Below are 15,661 nucleotides of genomic sequence, written 5' to 3' on the forward strand. Positions count from 1 at the left end.
TTAACCTCCGGTTCCCGTTGCAGCAATTTGCGGTTCGTGCGCAACACGCCCCGCCGGAACGCTTGTCAGAGTGTCTATCCGCGCGATCAGGTCCAATGCATTGCCTAATATTTCGGCCTCGGCCCGAGGTGAAATGGTTTCGTACGACTTGGAATCGGCCAGAACTTCGATCGAGCTGAAGCGGTCGCCGTTCTCGAGGCAAGCAACGCGGCGCCCGGTTGGGAAACCTTCGGATTTTGCAGCTGGCAGCGGCATGCGTGCGTTCGCAAGCAGGTAATGTTCACCGGAATGCGTTCGAAGGGAAATACCAAAGCCTGTGGTCGGGTGGTCGCGATTCAGAGTCTTGAGCTCACCAAGGAAACTCTCACGAGCGAAGAAGACGGCTTCTTGCTCGGCGGCAGCGGAGGGATTCAAATCGGTCACAGCAGAAAGCCTTGTATTGGAGTTGAGCAAAAAAACTCGTACAGGCGCCAAAGTGGCAAAAAGACTCATTAACTCCTGACAAACAACAAGTACCTTCAAGGCGGTGTTATTTTGGCGCGAATAAGATTTTTTAGCGGTTGAATTGTGGCGGCAATGTGGTCGATCTCTCATAAGAATGCCTCAACCGATGCGAGTATTTCGATGCGGCAGATCGGACCTTGAAACGTCAGACAAGCTTGTATGCAGGCATAGTCGGCGCAGCCAAATGGGGCAAAGGCGACGTCTTTTCAGGTGCATTCGAATGATTCGGAGGTCGAAAACCTTTTGGCTTCATATTTCTGAAAAAAAACAATTATTTATGTTCTTCTGCCTTACTGAAAACACCGGATTTGCAGGATGAAGCTATGTGCCTTGGCAGATCCAGCAACGCAGTCTGCGACCGTTTTCGGGATCAGACTGCACCAACTCTGGTCCGTTGTGCCTTGATTCTCCACCAAGTCTGGCGCCACAAGTTCCGACCTGTAGTTCTGGCGTCTATTCAACGTTAGCGCGTTTTTGAACGGCTTGATTGTGCCGGGCATCAGCCTGTGAATCAAATGCCGAAAAGCAGCATCATATAGCTGCTTGAAAACCGGTTGGAGGTGGGAGTCAGATGCCTCTGGTTTCGCAGCCGTTGCGTTGCCTGCGGTATCAACCAGGCCGAAAACAGGTTGCAGTTTTCAACCAGGCAACCCGGCAAGTCACAAACTTTGTATTCCTCGAATTTTCCCTCTCGCACTCCGATGCAAGCTTTGTTATTGACCGCTTTATTCCAGCGTAAACGCGCTTGGTTGCGGGTGTGGCGAAATTGGTAGACGCACCAGATTTAGGTTCTGGCGCCGCAAGGCGTGGGGGTTCAAGTCCCTCCACCCGCACCAAATGAATTTACCATAATCATCATTATGCGTACTGTGAATGCGCCCGTCTTCAGAGATTGTGGACACCTTCAAGCCCTTCGTTTTCCAAACATATCGGTGGACCCAATTGACTGGGGTACTGCAATGCCCAATGGAGCATACCTGCTTTGGCAGATCTCGGGTTCGTCAGATTGCAATGTTCCGCAGCCGCGATTGGCTTGTTTGGGGGTTGATTGAGTGGTCGGGATTATTGATGTTCTCGCCCCCGTGCCCCTGCCCTTCGCTGGTCACCGTCCCACATGTCAGTGCCGTCAGAAAGCAAAGCTTCATACGCTTTGCGCGACCTTGTTCATGGCGAGTTAGCACCACGGTCAACCATTCAGGCAACCGGCCGCAATAATGCGGCCGGCCTTTTGATCTTGCTGATGTCTGCGCAGAATCTCAAATTGGCGCCGATCGAACCGGTGCGGGACATTCAGTCGGTCTCGCCAAAACCTTTCGGTACCGGCAGATCAGGCAGAGTTGCCGCACGTTTTTGCAAGGCCCGCCCGATGACCATACGGCTGATTTCCGTCGTCCCGTCCACGATCCGCAGCATTTGCGCAAGGCGGGACAAGCGATCCAGGCCGTAGGGTTGCAACAACCCCGCACCTCCCAGAACCTGCGTACAGGTGTTTGCAGCTTTCACGGCGGCATCAGGCACAAACCTTTTCGCATGGGCAGCCATCAAGGGGCCTTCGGGCGTGCCAAGGGATTCTGCCGCCTTTCGGTAGAGAAGCTTTGAGGCTTCAAGGTCGGTTGCAACCTCGCCCAGCATCCACTGGATCCCGTCCAGATCAAGGTTCCTGCCGCCAAACATCTTGCGGTTCTTGGAATAGGACAACGCCGTATCCAGCGCGGATTGCATCAATCCACAACATCCTGAGGCAATCGAAACACGGGCAATGTCGATGGCCATGAGCGCGCCCTGAAGACCCTGACCAATGGGCAGGATGATGTTGGTTTCATCGACCACGACCTTGTCCATGTACATTTCGGCCAAGGGCAGGAAGTTGTAGGATGGGGTATCATAAAGCGGCCCAAAGCTGAGGCCCGGTGCGTCGGCCGGAATGGCGATCATCGCCATGTCCTTGTGGCCGGGTGCGTCGCTGGTCTTGACCACGGTGAAATAGATATCCGCTTCGGTCGCCAGGCTGACCCACGCCTTCGCGCCGCTGATCGTCCATGTGCCGTCGCCATTGACCACGGCACGCGAATACATGTTTGTTGCGTCCGATCCGGATTGTGGTTCGGTCAGTGCAAAGTTCGCCAGCTTGCGACCAGATGTCAGGTCCCGCGCCCACTTTTCCTTGAAGGCATCCGTGCCATAGCCGCAGCCCGCGAAGGTACAGATGTTGTGCATCGACAGCGCAAAGGCATATGCGCCATCGCCCCGTCCCAGTTGTTCATAAACCTGTATGCCTTCTGCCAGCGGCAAGGCCTGCCCGCCAAACTCTTCGGGGGCGTAGAGCCCCGTCAGACCAGCGACCCCGGCCTTGTCCGAAGCATCGCGCGGCCACTTCTTCGCGGCGTTCCAGGCATCCACATTGGGCAGGATCGCCTGCTCGGCGTGGTCGCGTGCGGCTTGGAGTATGGTGTCGAGTTTGTCTGACATTGGCGGATCCTTTCAAGACGGTCATTCTCAGATGGCGCCACAACCGGGAAGCCATGGATGAGCGGGATGATGAGTTTTTGAGGGCAAAACTTCCGATAAGAACGTTTTTCTACAGAAAGATATGGCGAGCCTGCCCGCTGGGGACCATCTCGTGCAATGACAGATCATTGTCCAAAAGTGACAAATCGGGCACCCTACATTTGCACCCTGCGGTATGAGCTCGGCGTGCTTCCGGTCCAGCGCTGAAAGGCCCGGTGGAAATTGGCCGCCGACGAAAATCCGACATCATGTGCGATGGCTTCAACGCTTTTACGCCCCGCCTGAAGATCACGGATAGCGATATCACGCCGCAGGGCATCCTTGATGGCCTGAAACGATGTACCATCCGCATGCAGCCTGCGGATCAGGGTGCGGGGGGTCATGTGCATCGCGGATGCCGTCTGGGTCAGGGTTGCCGCGTCCCATCCCGATTGGACCAGATACGTGCGCACCCGCAGCGATTGGGTGTGCTCTCGCGAACTGGTGAAGATCCAGTCTCGGGGCGCGTTGTGCAAAAACCTGTCAAGGTCATTTGTGCTGCGCGCCTGCACTGGACCCAGCGCATTCGGATCGAACGAAATCGCGGTGGCACCTTGGCCGAACCGCAGCGGTGCCGGAAAGATGACCGCGTAATCCTGATCAAAGTCGGGGCGCTCAAACACGAAATCGACAGCCTTGACCGGAACTTCGTGCCCCGCCAGCCAAGACATGAGCCCGTGGGCAAGTTTGAGTATCAGCATGTGCCCGAACCGCTGAACCTGGGCCGCGCCCCGTGGCTTCAGGGTAAGCACCAACATGTTGTCGGCGTCATCCAGATCAAACCAATAGTCATCCAGCAACAAGTTCCAGAAGGTCGAAAAGCGATAAAGCGCCGATGAAAGAGATGTGGCTTCCCGGACTGTCGTCAAAAGATGTTGCAGGGCTCTCGGCCGGATCGGGCGGCTCCAAAGCCCCATCATCTCATCACCGGTCTCTACTGCGGCAAGTTGATAGAGACATACGATCTGATCCAACGTGACGCGACCATGTGGGTGACGCGTATCTGCGACCAAACCCGACCGGCCGAGAAGCGACGCCATCTGCGACTCGGGGCATAGTGTACGCAATGCCGTCAGCCAGTCATCGATAAACTGGCTGGAAACCGTGGAAAGGATCGTTGGCGCGACATTGGTCATGACGTGCAAGGAGGTATCATCAATTCCGTTCGAGATGAAACACGGCACTTTCAGATGGCGGATTGTCAATGTCTTCACCATACAACGTTCTGGTTGAGCTTTTTTCAGTGGGCTGGCGCCCCTGTTCGCCGCACCGGTCATCGAAAATCGCTGTGCGGTGGCGGGCAGAGCTTTTGTTTGCATCGGCAAACAATCTTGCGGATGAACCGGGCGCTCTTTTGGCTCGGGGCGTTCATTGCCCCAAATCCCGGGCTGTAGACGGCCAAAATTTAATCAGTCGGGCTTTGATAATGAGCAGTTGAGAGGCTGAAACAGGCACCAATTCCAGAACACCGTAAAAATAAATAGCAATTTTTTTGAATACTTTTACCATGTGGTCAAATTAGGGGGCGGATGAATGTTTGACATCATCATCAGAAAGGCCAGCTTGCCGGATGGCCGCGAACCGTTGGATATTGCGATCAAGGGCGACCGTGTTGCGGAAATTGCCGCTGACATCATGGGTGAGGCGCGCGAAGAAATCGATGCAACGGGCCGCCTGGTTTCACCTCCGTTCGTCGACCCGCACTTCCATATGGACGCCACGCTGAGCCTCGGGTCGCCACGTATGAATGTTTCGGGCACGCTTTTGGAGGGCATCGCGCTTTGGGGAGAACTGAAGCCCCTTCTGACGCCCGAAGCGGTGATCGAGCGGGCCATGCGATATTGCGATCTGGCCGTGTCGCAGGGATTGCTGGCCATCCGTTCGCATGTGGATGTTTCGTCAACTCCGTTGGTGGGCGTCGAAGCTTTGCTGGAAGTGCGCAAGCTGGTTGCCCCCTATATTGACCTGCAATTGGTGGCATTCCCGCAAGATGGACTGTACCGCGCGGAAAATGCAGAGAAAAATCTGATCCGGGCGCTCGATATGGGGGTCGATGTGGTGGGCGGCATCCCGCATTTTGAACGCACGATGTCGGAAGGCGCCCGATCGGTCACCAGGCTGGCCGAGATTGCCGCAGATCGCGACCTGATGCTGGACCTGCACTGTGATGAAAGCGACGATCCGATGTCGCGCCATGTGGAAACCCTCGCCTATGAGACCACGCGCCTTGGGCTCGGGGGTCGTGTGACTGCAAGCCACGTCACCGCGATGCATTCATACGACAATTACTATGCTTCGAAGCTTATTCCGCTGATCGCGGAAAGCGGCATGAACGTCGTACCGAACCCGCTTATCAATATCACTCTGCAAGGCCGCTCGGACACTTATCCGCGCCGCCGTGGCCTGACACGCGTACCAGAATTGCGTACAGCAGGTGTGAACGTTTCCTTCGGGCAGGATTGCACCATGGATCCATGGTATTCTCTTGGGTCCGCCGACATGCTGGAAGTGGCCCATATGGGCGTGCATGCGGTGCCGATGACATCCCGCGAAGCGATGGAATGGGCTTTCACATCCGTTACCCAGAACGGTGCCAAGACCATGGGTCTGCCTGACCCGACAATTCGCAAAGGCGGCCCAGCCAACATGGTTGTGCTGCAAGCGCGTGACCCGATTGAAGCTGTTCGCATGAAAGCCACACGTCTTGCCGTCATCAAAAACGGCAAGGTGCTGGCGCGCACCGAACCAAGACTGGCCGCGCTTTCCCTGCCCGGCCGCCCCTCGACCCTGGATCCCGCGGATTACGCGCCCAGGCCCAATATTCAGGAAGACCAAGAACAATAATAATTGCCACCAACAGAAGAGGATACTCCGATGAAACTCACCACTACACGTCGTCAACTGATGGTCGGCGCCGCGGCCACTCTGGCCCTGCCGGCTTATGTCCGCCGCGCCAATGCACAATCTGCGATCCGCGTCGCTGGCGTGCATATGTCTCCGGTCGAAAACGCATGGAACAGCCGGATCCATGTGGCGATGCAGGAAGCCGCCGAGGCTGGTCTGATCGAATATGAGTTTTCCGAGGGTGTAGCTCCGACCGACTATCCCCGTGCGATGCGCGAATACGCCGAAGGCGGCGCGCAAATCATTTGGGGCGAGTCTTACGCGGTGGAACGCGAAGCACGCGAAGTGGCGGGTGACTACCCCGATACCGCGTTTTTGATGGGGTCCTCCGGCGGACCGGAGGGCGACAATTTTGGTGTCTTCGGCACCCGCAACCACGAGGCGGCCTATTTGGCCGGAATGCTTGCCGGCCGAATGTCGGAAAGCAATGTCTATGGTTCGGTCGGCGGTTATCCGATCCCCGAGGTGAACCTGCTGATCAATGCTTTCCGGATGGGCGTCAGTGAAGTGAACCCTGACGCTACCTTCCTCAACGGTTTCATCGGAGCATGGTTTGATCCCGCCCGCGCGCAGGAAGCCGCGATTGCCCAGATCGATGCGGGCGCGGACATCCTGTTTGGTGAACGGATCGGTACGGCGGATGCGGCTCAGGCGCGTGGTGTGAAAGCCATCGGTTCACTTATCGATTATACACCGCGCTATCCCGGTACGGTCTTTGCCAACGCAATATGGAATTATGGGCCAACCATCAAAGCCATCGTGGCGGATGTTCAGGCCGGCAAACCCACCGGGCGCAACTATACTGAATATTCCTTCATGGCCCATGGCGGCAATGAGCTGATCTATGTCGCTGACGAAGTGCCTGCCGACGCCATCCCTGCGATGGAGGCCAAACAGGCCGCGATCCAATCCGGCGAATGGGACGTTCCGATCGACGAAAGCGAGCCCTCCTGATCCCGGGGGTTTTGACGTGACCGATGCCACGGCTCTTGCAGCTGCCGTTTCGGCAGGGCAGATCACTGCCACCGACGCGATGGAAGCAAGCCTTTCCGCCTGCCACGCGCAGGCGGATCTGGGCGCCGTGGTGTTTCTGGACGAAGACATGGCGCGGCTGGAGGCCTTTGCCCCGAACGCGGCACTTGCCAATGTTGCAGGCTTGCCGGCTTTGGCATTGCCTTTTGGCATGGCAAATGGCCTGCCAATCGGTGTGCAACTGATGGGACCACCCCGCTCGGATGATGCGCTGCTGAAACTTGGTGCTCTGATCGAGGCGCGTGCGCCCGAACTTACCTTTCCGTCTCCAATCGCAGGCCTGCCCACATGAACAAGGTTCTGGAACTTCACGGCATAACAAAGCGTTTTGGAACGCTAACCGCCAATGATGATGTGACACTGTCATTGGCCCAGGGTGAAATCCTTGCATTGTTGGGTGAAAATGGCGCAGGCAAAACGACGCTGATGAACATCCTTTTCGGCCATTACGCGGCAGACGAAGGCTCTGTCAGGGTGTTTGGCAAAGCGTTGCCTCCGGGTCTGCCCCGCGCAGCGATCGAGGTGGGTGTGGGCATGGTACACCAGCACTTTACGCTTGCGGGCAACCTCACGGTTCTTGAAAACGTCATGCTGGGTTCAGAACCCCTGACACGCGCACGGTCCGCACGTGGCGAGGCGCGCGCAAAGTTGTTGCAGATCGCGGATCGGTTTGGTCTGCCCGTGAACCCCGACGACAGGATCAAGTCCCTTTCCGTGGGTGAACGTCAACGCGTCGAAATTCTGAAAGCGCTGTACCGAGACGCGCGCATACTGATCCTGGATGAACCCACGGCCGTTCTGGCCCGGCCCGAGGCAATGCGCCTGTTCGAGACGCTGCGCGACATGACGAAAGAGGGCCTGTCGCTTATCTTCATCAGTCACAAACTGCATGAGGTCATGGCGGCCTCTGACCGTGTGGCCGTTCTTCGTGGCGGTAGGTTGGTCGCGGAACGCAGAACTTCGGAAACCACCCCCGGAGAGTTGGCGGAACTGATGGTTGGCCGCAAAGTGGAACGACCCGTTCGTCAAGACCACGAGATTGGCGCGCCGGTTCTGGTCGCAAACGATGTGCGCGTGAAAGAAGACGGTGAATTGCGGCTGGATGACGTATCATTCACCGTCCATGCAGGCGAGATCCTTGGTATCGTCGGCGTATCAGGCAATGGTCAGGCCTCGCTTGGCGGGCTGTTGTCTGGACTGATCCACCCTAACGCCGGGCAGTTGACACTGCTGAACAAGGATATCGGCCATCTGGGCCCGCGTGGCATGATCCAGGCTGGCGCCGGCAGGGTACCGGAAGACCGCCATGCAGAAGGTGTCGTGGGTGAATTGAGCCTGTGGGAAAATGCAGTTCTTGAACGTCTGCGCACACCGGAGTTTTCGCGCCGAGGCTTTGTCCGACAACGCGCCGCCCGAGAATACACCGCAGGGCTTATCGAACGGTTTGATATCCGAGGGGCCAGTCCCGACACGCGCACACGGCTGCTGTCTGGCGGCAACATGCAAAAATTGATCCTGGGGCGGGTCCTGACCAACGGACCGCGTTTCGTGCTCGCCAACCAGCCGACGCGGGGCCTTGATGAAGGGGCAATTGCCGCAGTTCATGCCGAGCTTCTGGCCGCACGGGCCGAGGGTGCTGCGATCCTGCTTATTTCAGAAGAACTTGAAGAAGCCGTAGCTCTTTCAGACCGAATACAGGCGATCGTTAAGGGTCGATTGTCGAAACCGATATCCGCTGATGATGCTGACCCGCAACGCCTTGGCCTGATGATGGCAGGCGTCTGGAAGGAAGATTATGATGCGGCTTGAACGACGCACATATGTACCGCTGTACCTTGTGGTCATTGCGCCGCTGGCCGCGATCTTTACCGCGTTGTTATTGGCTGCGGGTTTAATCGCAGCGGCAGGTGTGAACCCATTGACTGCCTATGGTGAAATGCTGACCGGCGCCCTTGGGTCACGCCTTTCGATCACCGAGATGCTGACCCGCGCCACGCCGCTGATATTTACCGGGCTTGCCGCGGCCGTCGCCTTTCGGGCCCGTCTTTGGAACATCGGCGGCGAGGGGCAGTTCTTTGTCGGCGCACTGATTACCGCCTGGATCGGGCATTCTCTCGGGGTTCCCGGGTGGATCGGTATACCGATTTTGATGCTGGCGGGCATGGCGGCGGGTGCGGCCCTGTTGGCGGGCCCCGCTTATTTGCGCCTGCGTTTCGGGGTGGATGAGGTGGTGACGACCCTGCTGCTCAACTTCATTGTGATCCTTTTCGTCGGCCTCATGATCGAGGGTCCGATGCGCGATCCGATGGCCTTTGGTTGGCCTTCCTCAGTGCCCGTGGGCGGAGAGTACCGCCTGCCGGATCTTATTCCCCGCACGCGCCTTCATATCGGGTTGCTTTTTGCCATCGCGGCAGCAGGTGTTGTTTGGCTGATCCTGGCCCGCACGGTTTTTGGGGCTGAAACACGCGCCGCAGGCTTGAACGCCGGTGCCGCCGCCTTTGCCGGAATTTCCCTTCCCAAAACGATCATGGGTGTGGCCCTGCTTTCAGGCGCTTTGGCAGGTCTGGCAGGTTCCGTCGAAGTCATGGGCGTCACAGCCGGGGTCACCACGACCATGAGCCCCGGATTCGGATATGCCGGCATCGTCGTCGCAATGCTGGCCGCATTGCATCCGGCGGGCGTGGTCGCCGCCGCGGTTTTCGTCGCCACCGTCTTTGTCGGGGCCGACGCCATGAGCCGCGCAACCGGCGTTCCCAGCTTCATTGCCGACGTGATCGTGGCGCTCTGCCTGCTCACCATGATCGTGGCCCTTCTTTTCACAACGTACCGGGTGCGCCGATGAGTGATGCAATTGATCTGCTGCTGAACACCAGCCTCTGGGCGTCCGTGCTGCGTATCGCAACGCCGCTTATTTTCGGAGTCCTCGGCGCGTTGCTGTGTGAACGTTCGGGGGTTCTCAATCTGGGGATCGAGGGGATCATGACCATGGGCGCGATGAGCGGTTGGCTTGCCGTCTACATGGGCGCGCCTTTGCTGGTTGGCCTGATGATCGCGGCACTTTGCGGCGCGATGTTGGGATTGCTGCACGCCATACTAACGGTCCCGCTTGGATTGTCGCAACATGTCTCGGGGCTTGGCATCACGCTGTTTGCATCCGCGCTGGCCTACTACCTTTACCGGTTGCTTGTCGAAGTGGGCGATCTGCCCCCGACGATAGAACCTTTTCAGCCACTCGATGTTCCGGGTGTTTCCGATATCCCCATTCTGGGTCCGATCCTGTTTTCCCAGGCTCTGCCGACCTACCTCGCGCTGTTTGCGGTGGCTGTGATGGCTTACGTTCTTGCCCGGACACCGCTGGGGCTGGCCATTCGCATGACTGGTGAAAACCCGCACGCGGTTGAGGCGCAGGGGCTGAACCCCATTCGCATTCGCATTGGTGCAGTGGTTGTCGGATCGGCGTTGATGGCAGTGGGTGGTGCATTCCTGACGACAACGGCGTTCAACAGTTTCTTCCCGGGCATGGTTCAAGGACGCGGCTGGATCTGCATCGCGCTGGTTGTGTTCGCAAGTTGGCGACCGGGCAAAGCGTTGATCGGTGCCGTGCTGTTTGCATTTTTCGATGCATACCAGCTGCGGCTGCAAACGTCGATCGAAGGCGTGCCATATCAACTCTTCCTGATGGCGCCCTATGTGCTTTCCATCGTCGCGCTCGTTCTCGTCGCCCGCAGGGCCGAGGTGCCTGCCGCGCTGATGGCACCCTATCGGCGCGGTGAACGTTAGGATCAGGGTTCACAACCAGTGGATGACTGGTCGTTGCAAGCGAGAAAGGGGCAGGACTTACATGACACATCGCTCATGCCGGTTTGCGGAGTTGGTGCCCGTCCCTTTCATGTTGGGGGGACTTTGAGCCAACACCTTGGGCAAGAAGCCATTGATCCCAATGCAGTACGCCAATAACCGCTGGCAATGACGTAAATGAAAGGCGGCCTCTGACGATGAGAAGCCGCCCTTTGTCTTTCGTTCTGACGCAGTTGCCTAGTTGCCTGCCGACTGCAATCTCCGACGGTCAGCGGCGGTTGCATTTCTCTCAACGACAGTCCGGTTGTATGGGTCTTTCAACTCATACCGGCCAAATTCGATCTCTTCTTTCCAGCCATTGGCATAGTTTACTTCGATGTTGTTGCCCTGGCGTTCGATTTTTGTGGGTCGACTTCCAGCAGTGCCGCCTTGCCCTGAAGAGAGCACGTTGTCGATGGAGATACCATTAGCCAATGACCGGAGCCTTGAGACATCGGCGCCTGTCGCCAGCCGTTCTTCCACAGTGCGGTTCTGAGCATTCTTTCTTTCATACCGACCGTTTTCGATTTCTTCCTTGGTTCCATCGGCATAGCGCACTTCGATGCCGTTGGCGTTGGTCTCAACCTTCGTTATGCCGGCAGAGCGTGATGATCCGCCGCCTGACCGGGATTGATCCTTTTTGCCGCTGCCTCGATTTGAACGCTTCGAGTCATCATCGTCGTCATCGTCATCGTCGTCGCGACCACCTTTGCCGGATCCGGAATTGTCGTCCCGATCATCGTCACGGTCATCATCCCTGTCGTCGTCCCTATCATCGTCCCTGTCGTCGTCGCGATCACCACCGCGACCACTGTTGCCCGACCCCGAATTGTCGTCCCGTTCGCCGCCACGATCATCCCCCCGGTCGTCATCGCCACCATCTCCATCTTTTCCGCTGCCGCTTTTGGCAAAGGCATAGGCTGGTTCAAGGTGCAGGCGACCTTCCGTGTCAAACTTCGGCACGTAAGGCGTCGCGGCAATCAACGAAGCCAGTGCTGCTGTGCTGAGAAGCTGGCCCAGTTTTCCTTGAAGTTTCATTTTTTCGCCTCCAGTTCTGTTCGACCCAACTCATGGTGTCGGTGACAGATTATCCGGGGCTTTGCGTCCCGACATCGGGCTTAGGTCTGATGAATTGCAGGCCGAACGTCCTATCCATGACCACGACTTGCGTCGTATTCGATTGTACCGATTGGTTTAAGAAACCTGGCTGGGTTTTGCTCCGTTGCCCTTCAACTCATCATCGGGTTCGAGATGAATGAAAAAGACGGAACCCGGATAAAGACGTTCCAATGCGTGTTCGATTTCATTGCAGATGTCATGGGCTGCGCTGACCGACATTGCGCCGTCCACAACGAGGTGAAACTCGACGAAGATGACATTCGCGGATCTGCGCCCCTTGAGGTCATGATATTCCAGCGCAGCACCTAGGTTGCTTTCAATGGTGCTGGAAACTACCTGCAAGTCATGGTCAGAAAGGCTTACATCCATCAGCCCGTCAACGGACGCACGAATGACTTTCCAACCTTCCCACAGGATGTTCAGCGCGACCAGTATCGCTAGGATCGGGTCAAGGATCAGCCAGCCTGTGACAAGTGCAAGTATGAGCCCCGCGATGACACCCGCTGACGTCATGACATCTGTAAATATGTGCCGCGCGCTGGCCTCCAATGCAGGCGAACCCTCGCGCCTGCCGATTTTGAGCAACAAGTAGGCCCATGCGCCATTCACACCCGTTGCAATGACATTGACGGCGATTCCAAGAAAAGGCGCATCCTCAAGATGCGGATTGGGAAGGGCCAGCACGGCCTCTCTGATGATCAAGAACGCCGCCAACACAATCAATGCGCCTTCGACAACAGCGGAAAGATACTCGGCTTTCTTGTGACCAAAGGGGTGGTTTTCATCAGGGGGCTTGTTTGCAACCCGAACCGCAAAATAAGCCAGCAGGGCCGCTGCGACGTTGACGGTGGATTCCATCGCGTCCGACAACAACGCCACCGAACCTGTCAGCCACCAGGCCAGCAGCTTCAGGGCCAGTACCGCCAGGGATATCGGAATGGACCAAAGCGCGATCTTTTGTGTCATTTGGCCACGACCCTCAAACAATCCTGAACAGAAACACGGGCGATTGCTGCGCTCCGGTGCCCTGAACGTAAAACAGGAGTTTGGCGAAAAGGGAATAGGTCTTGCGGCTTCGTGCTGGCGGCTGACCAGGACATCTGGCATCCGATACATGGCGCCAAAGAGGGTTACTCTGACGGCGAGCCTGTCGGTGACGCGGGCACGGCCTTGAGATAGACCGCAATCGCCAGACGGTCGTCATCCGTAAGGCGGGATGTGTTTTCGATGACTTCAACCATCTCGCCACCCGCGCTGTCATAATCCGGCGTGAAGCCGGACTTCAGATATTCCGCAATATCAGCCTCGGACCAATCCAGTTGGACAGAAGTCAGACCGGGGATGCGTCCCTTTCCGCTGGGGTTTGGTGCACCTGTCAGCCAAAGATCGCGTTTCAGCCCCCCTAGCGCGTTGCGCGGCGTGTGGCATTCTGCGCAATGTCCCAACGCCTCTACCAGGTATCGGCCATGAATTTGCTGGTCAGTCAGATCGCCTTGCACAACCCAGCCCGGATTCAGATACAACAGCTTCCACCCGCCCAGCCCGCGTCGAATGTTGAAGGGAAAGCCAACCTCGTGCGCTGCGCTTTGGGTTGGAACCGCCGGCAGAGTGCCGAGGAAGGCATGCAGCGAAACAACGTCCTCGGCTGACATGTTGGCGTAGGAAGTATAGGGAAACGCGGGAAAATAGTGCTGCCCTTCGGGCCCGGTCCCGTTAAGCAGAGCATTGGCCAGATCCAATGCGGACCAAGATCCGATGCCGGCAACCGGATCACTGGATATGTTCGGGGCTATGAACGTGCCGAAATCCGACGCAAACCGACGTCCGCCAGCGAGTACCAGCTTTTCCTCGCCCGTTGCGTCCGGTGCAGAATGGCAGGACGCGCATCCAGCCGCGTAAAACACTGCCTCACCTCGACTGAGATCCGGAACAACCCCGTTCAGTTGTGTCTGGTCAACTGTTTTCGGACGGGTCAGCGCCAAACCGACCAGCCCGACCAGTACAGCAATACCTGCGGCGAAAATGAAAAAACGCCGCATGGCTAGCGCTCCTTTAGTCTTTCGGCGCCCTGTAAGCTTTGTGACATGCCGAGCACGATCCGCCCAGATCACCCATCGCCGCCTTCAGGGCATCGACATCCTGGCCTGCCGCCGCTTGCATCGCAACCGCGGCTTCAGCCATGGCCTGACCTTTTGCGCTTACATCCGGGAAGTTCTCCCAGATGGCTGGCAAGGCTCGGGTGGACGGGTCGGACGCATTGTCGGATCCGGCAGGCCACATCGCAGATTGATCGATCTGCGTCAGAACAACCAGGTTATTTGCGGCCAGTGTTGCTGCCTCGGCATCATATTCAACCTCTCCCTTGGCCATGCCGCCCAATGTGCCAAGATTGAAGGCATAGAGCTGCATGATTGAGGTCCGAGCCTTCACCGCAGGATTTTCGCTTTCATGGGCGATGGCTGATCCAATGATGGCTACCGACACCAAACCTGCCGCAACGGCCGGGATTTTCTTGATCATTGTGCGTCTCCCTGTTCAATGCGTCGAATACTAGCCTGAACAATTTTTCTTGTAATTGTTTGTTATTCGTCGTTCATTGTTAATTTATGCACAACCAAAACTGGGATGATCTGCGATACGCGCTGGCCGTAAGGAAACACGGATCACTGAATGCGGCGGCCGGGGCGCTGGGTGTCACTCATGCAACGGTGCTGCGCAGAGTCGCCGCGCTTGAAAAGCGTTTTGGATGCGTGATCTTTCAAAAACACCCGTCAGGGTACACCGCCCTGCCCGAGGCCAGAGCAATTCTTTCGGCGATGGAAAGCGTTGAAGAGGCCGTACTTTCCGTTGGGCGGGCGATAGTGGGCGCAAACCGGTCCCCTGCGGGTCGGGTCCGCATTGCGTCCACGGACAGCCTTTGCCAGCTTGTACTGCCCCAAATACTGACCGAGATATCGCGGCTCTACCCCGACCTGGAACTGACTTTGTTAAGCGGCAACAGCCATCATGATCTGTCGAGGCTGACCGCAGACATCGCCGTGCGACCCTCGATCAAACTTGAGGAAGGGCTTGTCAGCGAACGTGCGGGAACCCTGTCATTCGGTGTGTTTGACGACGGTTCCCCAAACCGAAAGTGGATGAGGCTTGATGGGGCGCTGAGTCGCTCGCTTCCCGCCAAATGGCTGGCCGAACATGTCAGCGCCGATGAAATGACCAACGGGGCAGACAGCTTTTTGGTGCTTCAGCAGATGGCGGCCTCCGGGGCGGGCAAAGCGTTTCTGCCCTCGTTTATTGGGAATGCGGATCCTCGGCTTCATCGGTCGTCAGAAATTGATCCCGGAATAGATGTTCCGCTCTGGGTGGCGACTCTGGACGAGATAGCGCGCACTCCCAGATTTGCCATTGTGCAAAGAGCTTTGGTTGAACGCCTGTCCATTGCTCTGCCGGGGTGACAAAAAAATACTCGCCCGTAGGTGTGGCTCCTCCGAGGACGGCTTTGGGCCGATGCGCTGGTCGTCTGGACGGAGTTTTGAGCGAACTCCGTGTACCTCCTGCAAGGCCACGCGTGCCTTCTGTCCGCCGCCTGCGCGATTGCGCGATCAAGGGGTCGACATGATCCAAATTCTGAAACCGAACGCTGATGAGTTCAGACCAAGGTCGGTGGCGCGGTCAGGGATTGTCGTTCATAGTTGAACACGAAATGAGACCCGAGATTTCC

General features: G+C 57.3%; 15 protein-coding genes and 1 tRNA gene. 8 read left to right on the forward strand and 8 right to left on the reverse strand.

The features are described from left to right. On the reverse strand, nucleotides 1-594 hold the full coding sequence (locus ACR0A2_RS12835; protein ID WP_480835376.1) for a hypothetical protein: 594 nt from the start codon (nucleotides 592-594) through the stop codon (nucleotides 1-3). 661 nt (nucleotides 595-1,255) lie between these two features. Between ACR0A2_RS12835 and ACR0A2_RS12840 the strand changes: the two genes are divergently transcribed. After that, nucleotides 1,256-1,340: transfer RNA gene (locus tag ACR0A2_RS12840), tRNA-Leu, on the forward strand. Between the two features lie 454 nt (nucleotides 1,341-1,794). On the opposite strand, the gene ACR0A2_RS12845 is transcribed toward ACR0A2_RS12840, so the two are convergent. The 3 genes from ACR0A2_RS12845 to ACR0A2_RS12855 form a co-directional block, all read right to left on the reverse strand. Continuing rightward, nucleotides 1,795-2,973 carry an acyl-CoA dehydrogenase family protein gene (locus ACR0A2_RS12845; RefSeq protein WP_480835378.1) on the reverse strand — a complete coding sequence of 393 codons (1,179 nt, stop codon included), beginning with the start codon at nucleotides 2,971-2,973 and terminating at the stop codon, nucleotides 1,795-1,797. Nucleotides 2,974-3,167: 194 nt separating this feature from the next. Then, nucleotides 3,168-4,187: an AraC family transcriptional regulator gene (locus ACR0A2_RS12850; protein WP_480835467.1), complete on the reverse strand. Its 1,020-nt coding sequence runs from the start codon at nucleotides 4,185-4,187 to the stop codon at nucleotides 3,168-3,170. Nucleotides 4,188-4,419: 232 nt separating this feature from the next. Then, a complete protein-coding gene (locus ACR0A2_RS12855; protein ID WP_480835380.1) occupies nucleotides 4,420-4,560 on the reverse strand; it encodes a hypothetical protein in 141 nt (46 codons plus the stop codon). Nucleotides 4,561-4,584: 24 nt separating this feature from the next. Here ACR0A2_RS12855 and ACR0A2_RS12860 point away from each other — a divergent pair, with 24 nt between their 5' ends. The 6 genes from ACR0A2_RS12860 to ACR0A2_RS12885 are packed head-to-tail and all read left to right on the forward strand — an operon-like array spanning nucleotide 4,585 to nucleotide 10,767. Next, complete coding sequence (locus ACR0A2_RS12860; RefSeq protein WP_480835382.1) at nucleotides 4,585-5,895, forward strand: amidohydrolase family protein; 1,311 nt, start codon at nucleotides 4,585-4,587, stop codon at nucleotides 5,893-5,895. Between the two features lie 30 nt (nucleotides 5,896-5,925). Then, nucleotides 5,926-6,909 (forward strand): BMP family protein, encoded by a 984-nt coding sequence (locus ACR0A2_RS12865; protein WP_480835384.1) that lies wholly within the window; start codon nucleotides 5,926-5,928, stop codon nucleotides 6,907-6,909. A gap of 16 nt (nucleotides 6,910-6,925) precedes the next feature. Continuing rightward, nucleotides 6,926-7,279, forward strand: a complete 354-nt coding sequence (locus ACR0A2_RS12870) for an amidase family protein (RefSeq protein WP_480835386.1) — start codon at nucleotides 6,926-6,928, stop codon at nucleotides 7,277-7,279. Beyond that, complete coding sequence (locus ACR0A2_RS12875) at nucleotides 7,276-8,796, forward strand: ABC transporter ATP-binding protein (protein ID WP_480835388.1); 1,521 nt, start codon at nucleotides 7,276-7,278, stop codon at nucleotides 8,794-8,796. The genes ACR0A2_RS12870 and ACR0A2_RS12875 overlap by 4 nt, the downstream gene beginning before the upstream one ends. Further along, nucleotides 8,786-9,829, forward strand: a complete 1,044-nt coding sequence (locus tag ACR0A2_RS12880; protein WP_171205142.1) for an ABC transporter permease — start codon at nucleotides 8,786-8,788, stop codon at nucleotides 9,827-9,829. Before ACR0A2_RS12875 ends, ACR0A2_RS12880 begins: the two co-directional genes overlap by 11 nt. Further along, the gene (locus ACR0A2_RS12885; protein WP_480446386.1) at nucleotides 9,826-10,767 is read left to right on the forward strand and encodes an ABC transporter permease; all 942 of its coding nucleotides are present in this window, start codon (nucleotides 9,826-9,828) and stop codon (nucleotides 10,765-10,767) included. The genes ACR0A2_RS12880 and ACR0A2_RS12885 overlap by 4 nt, the downstream gene beginning before the upstream one ends. A gap of 255 nt (nucleotides 10,768-11,022) precedes the next feature. On the opposite strand, the gene ACR0A2_RS12890 is transcribed toward ACR0A2_RS12885, so the two are convergent. The 4 genes from ACR0A2_RS12890 to ACR0A2_RS12905 form a co-directional block, all read right to left on the reverse strand. Further along, nucleotides 11,023-11,862, reverse strand: a complete 840-nt coding sequence (locus tag ACR0A2_RS12890; RefSeq protein WP_480835390.1) for a hypothetical protein — start codon at nucleotides 11,860-11,862, stop codon at nucleotides 11,023-11,025. A 156-nt stretch (nucleotides 11,863-12,018) separates the two neighbouring features. Then, nucleotides 12,019-12,909, reverse strand: a complete 891-nt coding sequence (locus ACR0A2_RS12895) for a cation diffusion facilitator family transporter (protein ID WP_480618879.1) — start codon at nucleotides 12,907-12,909, stop codon at nucleotides 12,019-12,021. 164 nt (nucleotides 12,910-13,073) lie between these two features. Further along, on the reverse strand, nucleotides 13,074-13,982 hold the full coding sequence (locus ACR0A2_RS12900) for a c-type cytochrome (protein ID WP_480618878.1): 909 nt from the start codon (nucleotides 13,980-13,982) through the stop codon (nucleotides 13,074-13,076). A gap of 13 nt (nucleotides 13,983-13,995) precedes the next feature. Further along, the gene (locus ACR0A2_RS12905; protein ID WP_480618877.1) at nucleotides 13,996-14,463 is read right to left on the reverse strand and encodes a c-type cytochrome; all 468 of its coding nucleotides are present in this window, start codon (nucleotides 14,461-14,463) and stop codon (nucleotides 13,996-13,998) included. Between the two features lie 86 nt (nucleotides 14,464-14,549). Between ACR0A2_RS12905 and ACR0A2_RS12910 the strand changes: the two genes are divergently transcribed. Then, nucleotides 14,550-15,395, forward strand: a complete 846-nt coding sequence (locus ACR0A2_RS12910; protein ID WP_480835393.1) for a LysR family transcriptional regulator — start codon at nucleotides 14,550-14,552, stop codon at nucleotides 15,393-15,395. Nucleotides 15,396-15,661 lie beyond the last annotated feature (266 nt).

The sequence above is a fragment of the Ruegeria sp. H8 genome (assembly GCF_056532905.1).